This window comes from Danxiaibacter flavus (assembly GCF_041060425.1).
Classification (GTDB): Bacteria; Bacteroidota; Bacteroidia; order Chitinophagales; family Chitinophagaceae; genus Danxiaibacter; species Danxiaibacter flavus.
This window is the reverse complement of the sequence record NZ_JAULBC010000001.1, coordinates 173,550-189,359: the sequence shown is the minus strand read 5'-3', so window position 1 is coordinate 189,359 and position 15,810 is coordinate 173,550. Positions and strand designations below refer to the sequence as shown.

13 protein-coding genes are annotated in these 15,810 nt (G+C 41.4%); 8 read left to right on the top strand and 5 right to left on the bottom strand.

Annotated features, from left to right (window positions below):
- The first annotated feature begins 12 nt into the window (after positions 1 to 12).
- The 5 genes from rplI (at position 13) to mdh (ending at position 6,076) form a co-directional block, all read left to right on the top strand.
- Positions 13 to 459, top strand: coding sequence for a 50S ribosomal protein L9 (gene rplI / locus QTN47_RS00690; RefSeq protein ID WP_369327376.1), 447 nt, complete (start codon positions 13 to 15; stop codon positions 457 to 459).
- A 300-nt stretch (positions 460 to 759) separates the two neighbouring features.
- Positions 760 to 1,851: an acyltransferase family protein gene (locus QTN47_RS00685; protein WP_369327375.1), complete on the top strand. Its 1,092-nt coding sequence runs from the start codon at positions 760 to 762 to the stop codon at positions 1,849 to 1,851.
- 124 nt (positions 1,852 to 1,975) lie between these two features.
- Positions 1,976 to 4,156 carry a type 1 glutamine amidotransferase family protein gene (locus tag QTN47_RS00680; RefSeq protein WP_369327374.1) on the top strand — a complete coding sequence of 727 codons (2,181 nt, stop codon included), beginning with the start codon at positions 1,976 to 1,978 and terminating at the stop codon, positions 4,154 to 4,156.
- 408 nt (positions 4,157 to 4,564) lie between these two features.
- Positions 4,565 to 5,068 carry a TlpA family protein disulfide reductase gene (locus QTN47_RS00675; RefSeq protein ID WP_369327373.1) on the top strand — a complete coding sequence of 168 codons (504 nt, stop codon included), beginning with the start codon at positions 4,565 to 4,567 and terminating at the stop codon, positions 5,066 to 5,068.
- A 78-nt stretch (positions 5,069 to 5,146) separates the two neighbouring features.
- Positions 5,147 to 6,076, top strand: a complete 930-nt coding sequence (gene mdh, locus QTN47_RS00670; RefSeq protein ID WP_369327372.1) for a malate dehydrogenase — start codon at positions 5,147 to 5,149, stop codon at positions 6,074 to 6,076.
- Between the two features lie 240 nt (positions 6,077 to 6,316).
- Here the strand turns inward: mdh and QTN47_RS00665 are convergent, their stop codons facing one another.
- From QTN47_RS00665 to QTN47_RS00650, 4 genes are all read right to left on the bottom strand, one after another.
- On the bottom strand, positions 6,317 to 7,309 hold the full coding sequence (locus QTN47_RS00665; protein WP_369327371.1) for a glycosyltransferase family 9 protein: 993 nt from the start codon (positions 7,307 to 7,309) through the stop codon (positions 6,317 to 6,319).
- A gap of 120 nt (positions 7,310 to 7,429) precedes the next feature.
- The gene (locus QTN47_RS00660) at positions 7,430 to 8,677 is read right to left on the bottom strand and encodes an MFS transporter (protein ID WP_369327370.1); all 1,248 of its coding nucleotides are present in this window, start codon (positions 8,675 to 8,677) and stop codon (positions 7,430 to 7,432) included.
- 15 nt (positions 8,678 to 8,692) lie between these two features.
- Positions 8,693 to 9,346: a DedA family protein gene (locus QTN47_RS00655; protein ID WP_369327369.1), complete on the bottom strand. Its 654-nt coding sequence runs from the start codon at positions 9,344 to 9,346 to the stop codon at positions 8,693 to 8,695.
- A 116-nt stretch (positions 9,347 to 9,462) separates the two neighbouring features.
- Entirely contained in the window at positions 9,463 to 10,869 is a 1,407-nt protein-coding gene (locus tag QTN47_RS00650) for a dicarboxylate/amino acid:cation symporter (RefSeq protein ID WP_369327368.1), read from the bottom strand.
- Positions 10,870 to 11,128: 259 nt separating this feature from the next.
- On the opposite strand from QTN47_RS00650, the gene QTN47_RS00645 reads away from it, so the two are divergent.
- The 3 genes from QTN47_RS00645 (at position 11,129) to QTN47_RS00635 (ending at position 14,281) form a co-directional block, all read left to right on the top strand.
- Positions 11,129 to 12,730: an amino acid permease gene (locus tag QTN47_RS00645; protein WP_369327367.1), complete on the top strand. Its 1,602-nt coding sequence runs from the start codon at positions 11,129 to 11,131 to the stop codon at positions 12,728 to 12,730.
- Positions 12,731 to 12,898: 168 nt separating this feature from the next.
- Positions 12,899 to 13,621, top strand: coding sequence for a YebC/PmpR family DNA-binding transcriptional regulator (locus QTN47_RS00640; protein ID WP_369327366.1), 723 nt, complete (start codon positions 12,899 to 12,901; stop codon positions 13,619 to 13,621).
- A 240-nt stretch (positions 13,622 to 13,861) separates the two neighbouring features.
- On the top strand, positions 13,862 to 14,281 hold the full coding sequence (locus QTN47_RS00635) for a thiol-disulfide oxidoreductase DCC family protein (RefSeq protein WP_369327365.1): 420 nt from the start codon (positions 13,862 to 13,864) through the stop codon (positions 14,279 to 14,281).
- Between the two features lie 217 nt (positions 14,282 to 14,498).
- Here QTN47_RS00635 and QTN47_RS00630 read toward each other — a convergent pair whose 3' ends face one another.
- Positions 14,499 to 15,731, bottom strand: a complete 1,233-nt coding sequence (locus QTN47_RS00630) for a 4-hydroxy-3-methylbut-2-enyl diphosphate reductase (RefSeq protein WP_369327364.1) — start codon at positions 15,729 to 15,731, stop codon at positions 14,499 to 14,501.
- Positions 15,732 to 15,810: the final 79 nt, after the last annotated feature.

Genomic DNA, 15,810 nt, shown 5'->3' with positions numbered 1-15,810 from the left:
AACAAGAACAAAATGCAAGTAATCTTAATTCAGGATGTAGATAACCTGGGCCAGGCGAATGAACTGGTAAACGTAAAAAATGGTTATGCACGTAACTATTTAATTCCTCAAAAGTTTGCTGTAGAAGCTAACCCTTCTAACTTAAAGCAACTGCAGGAAAAGCTGAAAGTTAAGGCTAAGAAAGAAGCTGCTATGCTGGCTGAAATTAAGAGTGTGATCAACGTATTAGGTCAATCTCCTCTTAAAATCGGTGCTAAAACCGGTACCAGCGGTAAAATCTTTGGTAGCGTTACAGCTTTACAAATAGCTCGCGCCATCCGTGATCAGAAAGGATACGATATTGATCGCAAACGCATCTCTATTGTTGACGAAGTGAAAGAATTAGGCACATACAAAGCTTCTATCGATTTCGGTAACAACAACACTACCGAAGTTGAATTTGAAGTAGTGGGTGAATAATCAAACGTACTCCAGATAAAAGACCGTAGCATAGCTGCGGTTTTTTTGTGCCCGGTGAATTACAACAAGCCTCAATTTAATGCTCCTGCCGGTTTTTATTTAAATGAGATCCCTATACCACTCTCGCTCTTCACTTCTATACGCAGAAATCACCGAAAATTTGGTTTGACTTCACCGAAAATTTCATTACAGCACAATATCGGGCATTGACAATGTAATTTTTTTGGTTTACTTTTTAACCAGCTTATCAATTTGTGCTGACACAACCTTATTGCAAACGAAAAAGCAGCTTGCCGTACGATGAAATATATACCCCAACTTGATAGCATAAGGGCTTTATCAATATTACTTGTAATTATCTCGCACTGGTTCCCCCAGGATACGCTGTTGTATGATATAGCAGAGACAATCAATGCACCCAATATTTTTTTTACCATCAGCGGCTTTTTAATAACGAAAATTTTGATTTCAGACAGACTAAAAGCTGAACGGGCTGGCTTCGGCAAAAAAGTTATTTTCAAAAACTTCTACATCAAGCGAATACTTCGCATATTTCCGGGATATTATCTACTGCTGATGATCGTGTTTTTCTTGAATCATTTTGAAAAAATCGATTACGTATATTACCTGACTTTCACCAGCAATATTCACATTTTTCAAACAGGTGTTTGGGGACAGATTACGCACTTGTGGACAATGGCTGTTGAAGAGCAATTCTACCTTGTATGGCCCTGGGTAATTTTGTTTGTAAGCATTAGGAAATTGCCGTTTGTAATGTGCCTGTTTCTGCTGACGGGTGTCGTGTCGCAGTATTTTGGTAAAAATCCGGAGTTTTTTCCCATTCTTACCTTCACCTGCCTGGACGCGTTATCTCTGGGCGCTTTACTAGCATGGGTAATTATGGTGAAGCCTGAATTACTTGTAAAAACATACCCCTTTATTACTATTGCCGCCATTATAAGTGCTTCAACACTCTTACTCCATATTTTTTACAGCGGCTTCTATTATTTACCTAATCGTACACTTGCTGCAATTATAACAATCTTTATTATCAGTTATTTTTCAATTAACGGAAACAAAAATACTTATGGGTCTTTTGTTTTCCGGAACAAAACGTTGATACAGATGGGCAAAATGAGCTATGGCATTTACTTATTTCACCATATCCTCCTTTATTATACGCAAAAGCCATTTTTTCATTTAAATAAGCAACTACCTTTCTCCGACAGTATCAAATACAATCATTACTTGTTTTTGGCAGAAAACTTTTGCCTGCTAATGATCATCGCTACGTTGTCATGGAAATACTTTGAACAGCCCATACAAAATCTCAAGAACAGGCTCAAAACGCCGGTGCTGGTATCTGATAACCCTGCAACGCTTAGCCAATAAAAGCGATCTTTCTTTGTAAATCATCCACACTTCTAAAAGCCAATATGGTTTAAAATCAATTACATATTAGCCAATCGGTCATATCTTTAGGCACCACTTAATACATTAACCAAATAAGTCCAACATGAGAAAGCCTTTTTTCCTCATTGCTTTTTCGTTTGCTTTTGTATTGTGCCTGGCGCAAAAAAAAGCAACTACCAATCATCTTAGTAAAGAAAAAACTGCTTTTCAAACGGGCAGTCCCTGGATCCCACAAATTGATGTACGTTCAGATATCGCCATCGTATATGGCGCAGGCGACAGACCGGGAATGACCTTTGAGCAGAGAGTACAATCCTGGAGAGAGAAAGGCTACAATGTGCAATTCATGACTGGCATAGCATGGGGCAGCTATGATGATTATTTTTTGGGAAAATGGGATGGAAAAAATCATTTGGGTGATGGGCAGGTAACGCGTAATGGAGATACCATCTGGCATGGAAAAAACATTCCCTATGTTGTACCCGGCGCATCGTTTATCGACTATATGAAAAGAGGGGTTGTAAAAAAAGTGATCGATGCCGGAATTACATCAATATTCCTCGAAGAGCCTGAGTTCTGGGCACGTGGCGGCTACAGTGAAGGATTTAAGCAGGAATGGCAAAAATATTACGGCTTCCCCTGGAGGCCACAACACGAAAGTGCCGAAAATACTTACCTCTCCAGCAAGCTCAAGTATCAGTTATATTATAACGCTATAAAAGAAGTGTCTTCTTATGCCAAAGAATACGGAAAAACTAAAGGACTACATGTAAAAGTGTACATTCCTACGCATTCGCTGGTGAATTATTCATCCTGGCAGATAGTGAGCCCTGAAGCAAGCCTGGCTTCACTTCCCGGAATTGACGGGTACATCGCCCAGGTGTGGACCGGCACATCGAGAGAGCCTACATACTTCAACGGACTGAAGAAAGAGCGCGTTTTTGAAAATGCATTTCTGGAATATGGATCGATGGTTTCTATGACCGCCCCGACAAAGCGGAAAGTTTATTTTCTTACAGATCCTATAGAAGACTGGCCGCGTGATTGGGCAGATTACAAGCAAAATTACCAGGCAACTTTTACTGCAAAATTGCTTTATCCAATGGTGGCTGATTATGAGGTGATGCCCTGGCCTGAACGTATTTATACGCATCCTTATAAGGTAGCCAACAGTAATGAGAAAGTGCTGATCCCCCGCGACTATTCCACCCAAATGCAGGTGATGATCAATGTGCTGAACAAGATGCCGCTGTCTTCCAATAGTGTATCCGGTTCAAAAGGTATCGGTGTTCTAATGGGAAATTCATTAATGTTCCAGCGGTTTCCAACACACAACGGTTTTGAAGATCCCCAGTTCTCGAATTTTTACGGACAAACATTTCCACTGTTGAAGAGAGGAGTTCCGGTTGAAACGGTACACATGGAAAACCTGGCTTACACTGCTACTTTGAAAGATATCAAAGTGTTGATTGTAAGCTATTCCAACATGAAACCTTTATCCGCAGAAGTTCACGAGCAACTCGCACAATGGGTAAAAAGTGGTGGTGTTTTAATCTATTGCGGTAAGGATAATGATCCTTATCAATCCGTAATGGAATGGTGGAATACAAAAGACAATCATTACGCAGCTCCATCAGAACATTTATTTAAACTGCTACAAATAAATAGCCCGTCACAAGGAAAATACAAAGCAGGAAAAGGAACTGTTTATATTATTCGCGATGATCCTAAAGAGTTTGTTATGCAACAGACCAACGACTCCATGTTTGTAAATACAGTTAAGCAAGCATTTGAACAGGATGCCGGTGCGGGCAAATTGATCTTTAAAAATTCTTTCTATCTGAAAAGAGGACCATACGATATCATTTCTGTATTAGACGAAAATGCCGATAATAAACCTTACATTGTTAATGAGCCGGTAATCGACCTGTTCGATCCGAAATTGCCGGTATTAACATCCAGGTCGGTTGAACCGGGAAAACAAGCGCTGCTGTACAATCTCAGCAGGCTTGAGAACAAGCAACCGCAGGTACTTGCGTCTGCATCAAGAGTCTATGATGAAGTTATTAAGGCTAGCTCCTATTCATTTGTTTCCAAAAGTCCGCTGAACACAACCAACAGCATGCGGATCCTATTACCAAAAGAACCAGCGGAAATTTTGTTGACTGATAAGAATGGAAATAAGATAGCAGATGTAAAATCTTCCTGGGATAACGCTTCGAAAACAGTTTATCTGAGCTTTGAAAATGATCCGGAGGGAACAAAAATAAGTTTGAAGTGGTAAGCCCTGATCGAATGTTTTTTTGGCTACACAGAGAAAAAGACAAGAGAAGCACAAAGTCACACAAAGTTTTCAGCAAAAAATAGCCGGTACGAAACCGGCTATTTTCTATTATCTACTCAAACGAAATGACGAACTGCGCGCAGTTAACGAACCTCTGCTTCAACCGGGGTCTGCTTTTTGATCTTATTACGAAATGTGAGATCAAATACGAACCATCCCGAAAAAACTCTTTTATTCATTTTTTATTTCGACAGTTCCCGCAACCGGCTTCATTGAAGGATTGAAGTACTCATCAATGCCGGAACCGTTCCGGCAACAGTATGTTTTTTCCCATAAATTTAATTTTTGTTAACCATCATTTAGGCTATAGGCCTTACCTTCACTCCCACTTTAAATACACGATGGCTTATGAATAAATACGCATTCATCCTGCTTTTCAGCCTGCTGGCAATCAACACCTTTTCCCAAAAAAACGACACACTTCCCGGGTTCAAGAAAAATCCCAACATCCCGGCATTTAAAATAATGCAGAGCGATAGTTCCTGGTTCACCAAAGCTGACCTTCCCAAAAATCAGACTGTTTTATTTGTCTATTTTAACCCGGAATGCGGCCACTGCCAACTTACGGCTGATGCATTTTCTAAAAAGATGGATGAGCTGAAGGATGTGTTCATGGTTTGGGTTACCTATCATGCTACTCCGGCACAGATTCAAAAATTTGCCGACGATTTTAATCTCAGCCAATACAGCAATATCCGCTTTGGCCGCGATCCGCAATATTTTATCCCATCCTTTTTTGAGGTGAAATTCACGCCGTTTATGGCTGTATATGATAAAAAAGGAAAATTCTTTCAGTCTTACCCTGAAGGGACGGATCCTGACACACTGGAAAAACTCGTGCATAAACACTAAAATCATATTTCAAACAAAGTCTCAACCCCTACCTTTGATGCGCAAAAAATAATTTTTCAATCCAATAAATTATATCAAATGAAAGTAACAGTTGTAGGTGCCGGTGCAGTTGGAGCAACCGCTGCCGATAATATTGCCAGGAAAGAGCTTTGCCAGGAACTAGTTTTATTAGATATTAAAGAAGGCATTGCAGAAGGTAAGGCCCAGGATATGATGCAAACAGCAGCATTGCTGGGTTTTGATACACGTATTGTAGGAAGCACTAATGATTATGCTAAAACTGCAGGTAGTGATGTAGTAGTTATAACCTCAGGTTTACCTCGTAAACCAGGCATGACCCGCGAAGAGTTGATTGGTGTAAATGCAGGTATCGTAAAAGGCGTTGCTGAAAATATTCTGAAATATTCTCCGAATGCTATCATTATTGTGGTTTCTAACCCAATGGATACAATGACTTACCTGGCTTTACAAGCTACAGGCTTACCTAAAAACCGCATTATCGGTATGGGTGGTACATTGGATAGCAGCCGCTTTAAATATCAACTGAGCCAGCATTTAGGTTGCAGCCCTGCTGATCTTAACGCAGTAGTTGTTGGCGGACACGGCGATACTACAATGATTCCTTTGATCAGACTGGCTACGTGGAACAGTGTACCTGTAACTAAATTCTTAAGCGCAGAACAACAACAGCAGATCGTTAATGATACAATGGTTGGCGGTGCTACTCTTACCAAACTGATCGGGACTTCAGCATGGTACGCACCAGGAGCAGCTTGCGCAGCTTTGGTTGAATCTATTTTGCGCGATGAAAAGAAACTGTTCACTTGTTGTGTAGCATTGGATGGCGAATACGGACAAAAAGATATTTGTCTTGGCGTTCCTGTTACCATCGGCAAAAATGGCTGGGAAAAAATCCTTGATTTTGAATTGAATGCCGACGAACAAGCAGCTTTCAACAAAAGCGCAGATGCAGTTAGAAGCATGAATGATGTATTGAAAACGCTATAAAAATTCCCCGCCTGACTGACATCAGTCAAGCAGGAAAAGTCAAAATTCAAAAAACGGATGCGACAGCTCTACTAATTTAAACAGAGCTTTGTGCGAGTTTTTGAATTTTGGCTTTTTTATTTTGAGATGAAATAATGGTCCTTTAAACAAATTGACTTAAGAACAAAACCTGATCGATAAACCAAAAAAGGATCGAACTGAAAGTTTTGACTTTTGAATTTTGAATTTTGACTTAATCGGTTACCTCCGCCTCAGCCCCTTCTCCACCCTTTCCACAATCATATCAATATTCTGATCATTCATACACTTAAAGTGACCTTTGGGACATTTTTTGTAGCCTATCTTACTGCAAGGGCGGCAGCTTAGATGATCTATTTCGAAACGTGTGTCTTTGTTTTCATTTTCGCCATAATACGCCGACATCCCAAATGCGGGAACAGTGTTTCCCCAAACGGAAACAACAGGTTTGTTAAAGGCGGATGCAATATGCATCAATCCTGTATCGTGTGTGATAATGTATTTTGCTTTGCGCGTAAGATCAGCGCTTTCATTCAATCTAAATTTGCCGCAGGCGTTGTAAATCTTTACATCATCTACAGCTGCAATTACATCACCATCGTTTTTGTCTTCAGGGCCTCCTAATAAAACAATCGGGTGTTTGATTTTAATACACAGCTCTTTTAGTTTTTCTACAGGCAGTTTTTTGGTGTTAAGCGCCGCCCCTATAACTATACCTATAAAGCCCGCGTGATGACTGGTTGGCAAGTCATTGATATCTACCTCGTCCGTTCCGGGAATAAAATAATCCAGCCCCCGGCCATCATTGTTTACACCGAACGCAGAAACTGTGGCCATATAGCGGTCTACAATATGAACATCTGGAAGCTTGTTTATTTTAAGCGCAGTAAACAACCACTTTTCTACATTTAATTTGTCGAAGGAAAAGCTTTGTACTTTTAAAGCGCGCTTTACGCGCAGTGTTCTAAGATTGTGATGAAGATCGATAACGTAATCAAACTGCTCTTCTTTTAGTTCAGCAATCATTGCATCCCAGTCGTCGCCCAGTTCGTGCACTTTATCAACGTGTGGATTGGTCTTGAGAATTCCGCTAAAAGTTTTTTTGGTAAGATAGTGGACTTCCGCACCTTCCACCTGCTGCTTCAGGCAACGCACAACCGGCGTTGTTAAAACAATATCACCAATAGAAGAAAAGCGGATGATCAGAAACTTCATGATACGTTGTACGTTGTAAGTCGAAGCTTAAAGCCCAAAGCCTAAAGCCTAAAACTTGTTTGATATTTATACTACTAGTTTTGCGCCTCATACCTCATACCTCACACCTGATACCTCGTCCTACGCCTCCACATAATCCAAATCCTTTCCAAATGTTTCTTCCAGCTTTGTCCAGGCCCAAATGCCACCGGTGAAAACAATAATACCTACAAAAATATTGGCGTATACTGAATTGAAGTGCATGGAATACTTGAAAAATTCATACATCAGGTTTATTAACACTACGGCCCCCCTAACAAAATTGGGAGCAGTATTCGTAACGGTGGAACGGATATTTGTACCAAATGACTCTGCCGCAGTACTCATAAACACAGCCCAATAACCGCCCGCAAAACCGAGCAAAGTTATACCTGCATAAAAGAAGTACTTATTGGTGGCTCCTACAATAAAGAACAATGCGATAAATGTTATCGCCATCGACATGAAAATGATGATTGCTTTTTTCCTGCTTTTTAGCTTCTGAGACAGAAGTCCGCAGGCAAAATCACCCAGTGTCAATCCAAAATAAGCAAGCATAATGGCATTAATGGGAACAGCTTTTCTGTCTGTATCACTGAAAATAAGCCCCATGCCATCCGCTAACTCAGGAGAATACTTGGCATATAACTGGATAATGTACCAGATGGGAATTGCGATCAGTATCACCGCCAGGTATTTTGTCCAGCGTTCTTTTTTCTGAAAGATCAGCAACAGGCTTCCTCTCTTTACATCTTGCTTTTTCATTGTGTCATACATGCCCGATTCAAGCACACCTATACGCAGCAGCAATAACATTAATCCCATGCCGCCACCAACAAAGTAACACATACGCCAGTCGCCCAGCCATTTTACAACAAAGCCTCCCACAACAGCGCCGAGAATACCAGTTCCCGCAACAAAAGCAGTACCCAGTCCACGTTTTTCTTTGTCAAGTACCTCATTCACCATGGTAACTCCGGCGCCCAATTCTCCGGCAAGGCCGAATCCCGCGGCAAAGCGAAGTATGGCATAAACATGCACATCCTTTACAAAACCATTGCAAATATTGGCTATAGAATAAGTAAGAATGGAACCAAATAATACGGATAACCGTCCCTTCTTATCACCCAGGATCCCCCAGAAAAGTCCGCCGACCAACATTCCGGTCATTTGCCAGTTATCCAGCATCAGTCCATAACGTTCGATGGCTTCTTTAGTCGTAATTCCAATGTCTTTTAAACTGGAAGTACGGATCATCCCGAAAAGCAGTAAGTCAAAAATGTCAACGAAATAACCTAAGGCAGCAACAATAACCACTATATTAAATAGTGACGTAGATTTTTGCTTCATATAAGCAATGGTGTTTTAGACAGTAGTTTCCTTTTTCTTTTTGCCCCCGAAGATCATTTTGAGCAGTACAGGAGCTGTTGTGACCAGAATTAACGCGATAATTATTTTTTCAAGATTGTTTTTTACCCAGGCAACTTCACCCAGCAGGTATCCGGCCAGGATCATACTTCCCACCCATGCAATGCTACCAACAACATTGTAGAAAAGGAATTTTTTACGATCCATAGCAACAACACCGGCAACAATTGGAGCAAATGTTCTCACGATAGGAAGAAAACGGGCAAGAATAATGGCAGTACCGCCTTTCTTTTCATAAAATTCTTTTGCCTGCTCAATATGGCGACGCTTAAAGAGCAGCGTATCTCTTCGCTCAAAGAGTAACGGACCTGATTTTCGGCCGAACCAGTAGCCTACAAAGTTTCCAATAATGCCGCAGACAGATATTAATATGATCCAATAAAATAAGTTCGCGGGATCGCTTAAGAACGGAGCCTGATGTTGTGCAATCAGCATGCCTGTAACAAACAGCAACGAATCACCGGGCAAAAAGAAGCCAACAAACAAACCGGTTTCCGCGAAGATGATCAGCGCCACAAGATATAAACCACCATGTTCATGAATCCAGACGGGATCTATCAGTTGCCTTAAGAACTCAGTAAAATCGTGCATAAGTAAGTTTATTTTAGTGAAATTAGTTCCATGAATGACGAGTACGAATTTAGCTGTACGATGTACTTAATCCGAAACAAGATCATTTATATTGTGCTTCTTAACTAAACCATAACTTAATAAGCTACCGCTTCCTCTTCTTCCAACGCTCCTTCCCATTTGCTTACCGCTGCCGCTGCAATGCTGTTGCCTACAACATTTGTTGCACTTCGGCCCATATCCAACAAGGGGTCTATTCCAAGTAATAATGCAAGACCAGCCTCCGGAATTTTAAAAGTGGCTAATGTACCGGCAATAACTACCAATGACGCACGGGGCACGCCGGCAATACCTTTACTGGTGAGCATTAGCACGAGTAACATACTTAATTGTGTGCCAAAATCAAGATGTATTCCGTAAGATTGGGCAATGAACAATGCTGCAAAAGTCATGTACATCATGCTGCCATCAAGATTAAAAGAATATCCCAGCGGAAGTACAAAACTTACGATCTTATCCTTACAGCCAAACTTCTGCAGTTCATCCATGGTTTTTGGAAATGCGGCTTCACTACTCGCAGTAGTAAAGGCTAGTAACACCGGCTCTTTAATTCTTTTTGCAAGATTCAGTATTCTTTTACCGACCATTAGGAAGCCGGCAAAATTCAGGATGCCCCATAAAAGAAGTAAACCCAGGTAAAACTCTAATATAAATAAGGAGTAGGTCTTTAAAATTCCGGGACCTTGCTTTGCAATAATAGCTGTCATGGCGCCAAACACGGCAAGCGGAGCCAGGTTCATCACATAACTGGTAACTTTTAATATAACATGCGCAATTGCGTCAAAGGCCTTGATCACAATTTTGCCCTGCTCACCAATGGCTGCAGTGGCTACACCAAAGAATAAAGAGAACACAACAATTTGTAATATTTCGTTTGTGGCCATTGATTCGATTACGCTTGCAGGAAATACGTGATGTAAAAACTGCTTCAAAGAAAAGCCGACTTTTTCAATTCCCGGAGAATCCGAAGCCTCTGGCAGGGGAACGTGCATGGCCAATCCCGGCTTAAATATGTTTACCAGCAACATTCCAAGAAAAAGACTGGTGAATGATGCGCCCAAAAACCATAGCAGCGTTTTGCCACCTATACGGCCGACAGATTTTATATCCCCCAGTTTTGCGACGCCCACAACCAGTGTAGAAAACACGAGCGGCGCCACAATCATTTTAATCAGTCTTAAAAAGACATCAGCTATAAGGGAAAACGGTTCCAGTTTACTATCCCGGGCCGTTAGTATTGGTGTGCGTTCTTTATTGAACTCTTTTTTCTCTGCCTCAAGTTGTTTGTAAGCTGCAGATCCGGTGTCCACACCTTTCAGGCTGGTGTTTATCTGCTCAATCTTTACTTCAAGATTGTCAAGCTGCTTATTTTCTTTATGAACATAAGTGGTGTTTAATATAAATCCAAGAATAATACCGGCAAGCAACGCTAGAATAATAAATAAAGTCAACCTGTTTTTGCGCGCAGGGGTGGCTCCTTCCATACTTATCTTTACTGTTAATGGCGCAATATAGTATTTATAAGCTAATGTTTACGATGCATGGGAAGAATTGAAGATTGAAGACTTTGCCAATGCGCACACATATATACATTATAATACATAAGAACAAACGAGATTTAAAATCAATTAGTTGACCGGGAAAAATGAAAGGAAATCCGATAAAAACCGTGTTTTTTGATTGCTAAAATGAATAAATGATTATTTTGCCCAATCTATTAAAATCAAAATCAATAAAAACTCTATGAGTTTATTCGTACGAAAGCCTCTGGATCAATTGCTTAAGCAGGCAGATGATTCAGAAAAGGGGCTGAAAAGAACGCTTGGTGCCGCTAACCTTGTTGCGTTGGGGATTGGAGCCATCATCGGCGCCGGCCTTTTTGTGAGAACTGCTGCTGCTTCTGCTGAAGCTGCTGGTCCTGCCGTTACACTTTCATTTATAGTAGCTGCTATAGGTTGCGCATTTGCCGGTTTATGCTACGCTGAATTTGCTGCCATGATTCCTATCGCCGGTAGCGCTTACGCCTATTCATATGTAACCATGGGAGAGTTGATTGCCTGGATCATTGGTTGGGCACTTATCATGGAATATGCTCTTGGAGCGGCAACTGTTTCTATTGCATGGAGCGAATATTTAAATAAGCTTTTGGGAGGGAGCATTCCGTACGAATGGTGCCACTCGCCCTTTGAACATGTAAGAATGGTAGCAGGAAACGCAATTAGCAGCTTCCCGGCTGACCTTGCTAAAACAGCTAAAGAAGGCGTGCTTCTTTTAACTGATGAACAATTCAATGGCTTGTCCGCCGACCTTAAATCGCTTGTAGTAACGCATACAGGTGTGTTTAACGGACCTGCACTTATCATATTAATATTATTAACCTTATTGCTGATCAGAGGAACACAGGAATCTGCTGTGGTTAACGCAATCATTGTATTTATTAAAGTAGCAATTGTATTGTTGTTTATCGCACTGGGCTGGCAGTTTATCAGACCTGAAAATCATACACCTTATTTAATACCTGATGGAGCGCCTGGTCATGAAGGATTCTTCAAGCACGGCTGGGGAGGCGTTCTTGGCGGAGCTGCAATTGTATTCTTCGCATTTATTGGTTTTGATGCTGTTAGTACTGCTGCACAGGAGGCAAAAAATCCTAAAAGAGATATGCCGATCGGGATCCTTGGTTCATTGGTTGTTTGTACCATTTTGTATATCCTTTTCGGTCACGTATTAACCGGTGTTGCCAACTGGCAGGAATTTAAAACTGCAGGTAAAGAAGCATCAGTTGCATACGCTATCCAGACGTACATGAAAGGATATGGCTGGTTGGGAACAAGTGTTACCGTAGCTATCCTTGCCGGTTTCTCTTCAGTTATCCTGGTGATGCTGATGGGACAAAGCCGTATTTTCTATACGATGAGTAATGATGGATTGATCCCAAAAACATTCGGTAAACTGCACCCCAAATACAAAACCCCGTACATGGCAAACTGGATCCTGTTCGTTTTTGTTGGACTGTTTGCTGCTTTTGTTCCTGGAAGCGTTGCAGGGGATCTTACGTCTTTCGGTACCTTGTTCGCTTTTGTGCTGGTTAGTGCGGGTGTTTGGATCTTACGCAAAAAACAACCAGGCATTGAGCGTCCGTTCAAAACACCGCTCGTTCCTATTGTGCCTATTTTAGGTATCGTGATCTGTGGTGGCATGATTGTAGCACTTGATGCTCAAACACTTAAGGTTGCTTTCACATGGATGATCATCGGTTTGTTTGTTTACTTCGGTTACAGCCGTAAAAGAAGCAAACTTCGCAATCCGGCAGAGATTCTTCCAAAAGCAAAAGATTTCCAATAAAATTTACAAACCGCCTTCGGGCGGTTTTTTGTTGAACGGAGCTGAAAGTTTAAATTTGCCCTCGCTTAAAAACAAAGACAGCTTCAGGTGCTGAGTTGCAACTGATTAAAACACCGGCCTGAATTGCTGATTAACGTATATCATAACTTTTATAACGTATAGTTTACTATGGGAAGGATTTTTGAAGTTCGTAAGGCCACCATGTTCGCTCGTTGGGACAGAATGGCAAAACAATTTACCCGCATTGGAAAAGAGATTGCAATTGCTGTTAAAGCCGGCGGTCCTGATCCCGCAACCAACCCCGCTTTGCGCAGATGTTTTCAGAATGCGAAAAGTGTTAATATGCCCAAGGATCGCGTGGAAGCTGCTATTAAGAGAGCACAGGGCAAGGAAATGGACAACTACGAAGAAATTTTATATGAAGGTTACGCGCCTCATGGCGTTGCCATATTGGTTGAGACTGCTACGGACAACCACGTCCGTACCGTTGCAAACGTAAAAAGTCACTTCAACAAAGGCGGTGGTGCTTTAGGTAACAGCGGCAGCGTGAGCTTCCAGTTTAATAAAATGGGTGTGTTCAAATTAAACCCTGCAGGGCTTAATACCGAGGACCTGGAACTGGAATTAATTGATTTCGGCCTGGAGGAAATGGGTGAAAGTACTGACGATAATGGTAACCCAATTTTAGTTTTACGCTCAGCTTTTGTTGACTTTGGTAAGCTTCAAAAAGCGCTTGAGGACAAAGGTATTACTCCATTAAGCTCCGAACTTGAATGGATTCCTTCTACCACTGTTCCGGTTACCGATGTTCAGGCTGAAGAAGTAAGTAAGCTGATTGAACGTCTTGAGCAGGATGAAGATGTGAGCAAGGTATTCCACAACATGGGATAGAGCAAGACCGTAAGACGTAAGAAAGTAAGATAGTAAGAGGCGCAAGATGCTGAAGAAGTATCCTGCGCCTTTCTTTTTGAAGATCGTAAGACCGTAAGACAGTAAGACATGTAAGAGTACTGTTGCGGGGGCAGCAGACTCATGAATTGCGATTTCTTACACGTCTTACATGTCTTACGGTCTTACGTGTCTTACACGTCTTACACGTCTTACATGTCTTACATGTCTTAATTTTGCATTATGCAATTCAGCAACATTATTCTCTTCGATGGGGTTTGTAATCTGTGCAACAGCTCGGTGCAATTTGTTATCAGGCATGATAAGGATGCGAGATTTAAATTCGCATCCCTGCAGAGTGAGTTTGGACAGAAAATATTGAGAGAGGAGCAGCTACCCGTTGATGACCTGCGTTCATTTATTCTAATTGAAAACGGAAGAATTTATACAAGATCAACTGCGGCGCTGCGTGTAGCAAGGAAACTTGATGGCGGATGGCCATTGCTGTATGGTTTTATCGTCATTCCGAGATTTATACGCGACGCGATTTATGATTTAATTGCAAAGAATCGTTATAGATGGTTTGGAAAACAAGAGGCTTGTTGGGTACCAACACCAGAATTGAAGAACAGGTTTGTTTTGTCTGCCAGCGAAAGTAGATAGTTATTCCATCTGAGCTGAGGCTTTCTTCTTCCCCATGGGACATAATAATTACACGGAGGAAAGGCAGGAGGAGACACAGAGCGGCACAGAGAATTTTGACTCGAAATCATTCTGCATTTTAGTACCTTTTATTTATTCCATCTGCATATGATCTATTGAGGAAGGCCGACTTGCATTCATTTGCCCATTCGCACACTCGCACATTCATTCTCAATTTTCAATTAGAATCAAGCCTTTCAGCCATATCATCAATTGAAATACTTTCTGGGTAAAAGGTTAATAATTTGGCAATCACTTCTTCCACTATTGCATCCGGGCAACTGGCACCGCTGGTAATCAGAATTTTTACCGGATCTTTTCCAGGTAAAAAGTCAAGTGTTACCTTCTCTTCTTTTGTTACCCAATTGCAATGATGAATCTCGTTTTTAGAAAGGAGCTTATCTGCACTGTTGATAAAATAAGTTTTCAGTTTTTCTTCACAGAGCTCTACAAGGTGGGAAGTATTACTACTATTATATCCGCCAACAACAATAGCCAGATCGGCATCAGTTTGTAGCATACCGGTTACCGCGGATTGATTATCATTGGTTGCGTAACAAAGTGTATCGCGCGTATCGGCAAACCGCTCGCTAATATTGCTGTCATTCAGCATATAGCGGTCTTTCATCGCCTGCTTCAGGTATTCAGCAATTGCCTGTGTATCGGTAGCCAGCTGTGTAGTCTGGTTAACAACACCAATTTTTCGCAGATCTTTTGTTACATCAAAACCATCTGAGTAACGGCCCTGGAATGCAGTATAGAAGTCTTCAGGTTTTTTCTCGCCCGTAATAAATTTCGCCAGCTCTATCGTATCCTTCATGTCATTTACAATCACTGCCGGGGTGTTGGATGACGCATGTGAAAATGTAGCGCGGGTTTCTTCATGTTTAGGTTTGCCGTGAATTACAATGCTGTAGCCCTTGGTTGCAATCTGTTCGCTGCGGTTCCAGACTTTTTCAACAAAAGGACAGGTAGTATTGTATTTCTCTGTCTGGATTCCTTTTGCTTTAAGCAACGCTTCAACCTGTAATGTGGTCCCAAATGCGGGAATGAGTACCACGTCATTTTCATTCAGTTCATCAAACGGAATCAGTTGTTTGCCATAAGTATCCTGCAAAAATTGCACCCCACGTTCCTGCAGATCTGCATTTACCTGTGGATTGTGGATCATTTCGCTTAGCAGGAAAATGCGTTTGCCGGGGTTTTCGTCGATAGTTGTAAAAGCTATCTCGATAGCATTCTCTACACCATAACAAAAGCCGAAATGACGAGCCAGGTATATGTGGACGGGACCGAAATTCAATAAAGTAGGCGTGAAATCTTTTTTTAATTTGTCGTTCTGTTTCCGCTTGTTCTTTACTGCACTGATCAAACTACTCCTGTATATGTTTGGAACATTGAATTGTTTCATGGTACGCAAAGGTACGAAGAAGCGTGCAGCTAATAGCTAAGAGCTGTCAGCTTTCAGCTATTAGCTACCAGCCCTTGCC

Excerpts from the sequence above, each read along its gene's own strand:
- rplI (WP_369327376.1), top strand. The coding sequence starts at position 13 with ATGCAAGTAATCTTAATTCAGGATGTAGATAACCTGGGCCAGGCGAAT.
- QTN47_RS00685 (WP_369327375.1), top strand. The coding sequence starts at position 760 with ATGAAATATATACCCCAACTTGATAGCATAAGGGCTTTATCAATATTA.
- QTN47_RS00680 (WP_369327374.1), top strand. The coding sequence starts at position 1,976 with ATGAGAAAGCCTTTTTTCCTCATTGCTTTTTCGTTTGCTTTTGTATTG.
- QTN47_RS00675 (WP_369327373.1), top strand. The coding sequence starts at position 4,565 with ATGAATAAATACGCATTCATCCTGCTTTTCAGCCTGCTGGCAATCAAC.
- mdh (WP_369327372.1), top strand. The coding sequence starts at position 5,147 with ATGAAAGTAACAGTTGTAGGTGCCGGTGCAGTTGGAGCAACCGCTGCC.
- QTN47_RS00665 (WP_369327371.1), bottom strand. The coding sequence starts at position 7,309 with ATGAAGTTTCTGATCATCCGCTTTTCTTCTATTGGTGATATTGTTTTA.
- QTN47_RS00660 (WP_369327370.1), bottom strand. The coding sequence starts at position 8,677 with ATGAAGCAAAAATCTACGTCACTATTTAATATAGTGGTTATTGTTGCT.
- QTN47_RS00655 (WP_369327369.1), bottom strand. The coding sequence starts at position 9,346 with ATGCACGATTTTACTGAGTTCTTAAGGCAACTGATAGATCCCGTCTGG.
- QTN47_RS00650 (WP_369327368.1), bottom strand. The coding sequence starts at position 10,869 with ATGGAAGGAGCCACCCCTGCGCGCAAAAACAGGTTGACTTTATTTATT.
- QTN47_RS00645 (WP_369327367.1), top strand. The coding sequence starts at position 11,129 with ATGAGTTTATTCGTACGAAAGCCTCTGGATCAATTGCTTAAGCAGGCA.
- QTN47_RS00640 (WP_369327366.1), top strand. The coding sequence starts at position 12,899 with ATGGGAAGGATTTTTGAAGTTCGTAAGGCCACCATGTTCGCTCGTTGG.
- QTN47_RS00635 (WP_369327365.1), top strand. The coding sequence starts at position 13,862 with ATGCAATTCAGCAACATTATTCTCTTCGATGGGGTTTGTAATCTGTGC.
- QTN47_RS00630 (WP_369327364.1), bottom strand. The coding sequence starts at position 15,731 with ATGAAACAATTCAATGTTCCAAACATATACAGGAGTAGTTTGATCAGT.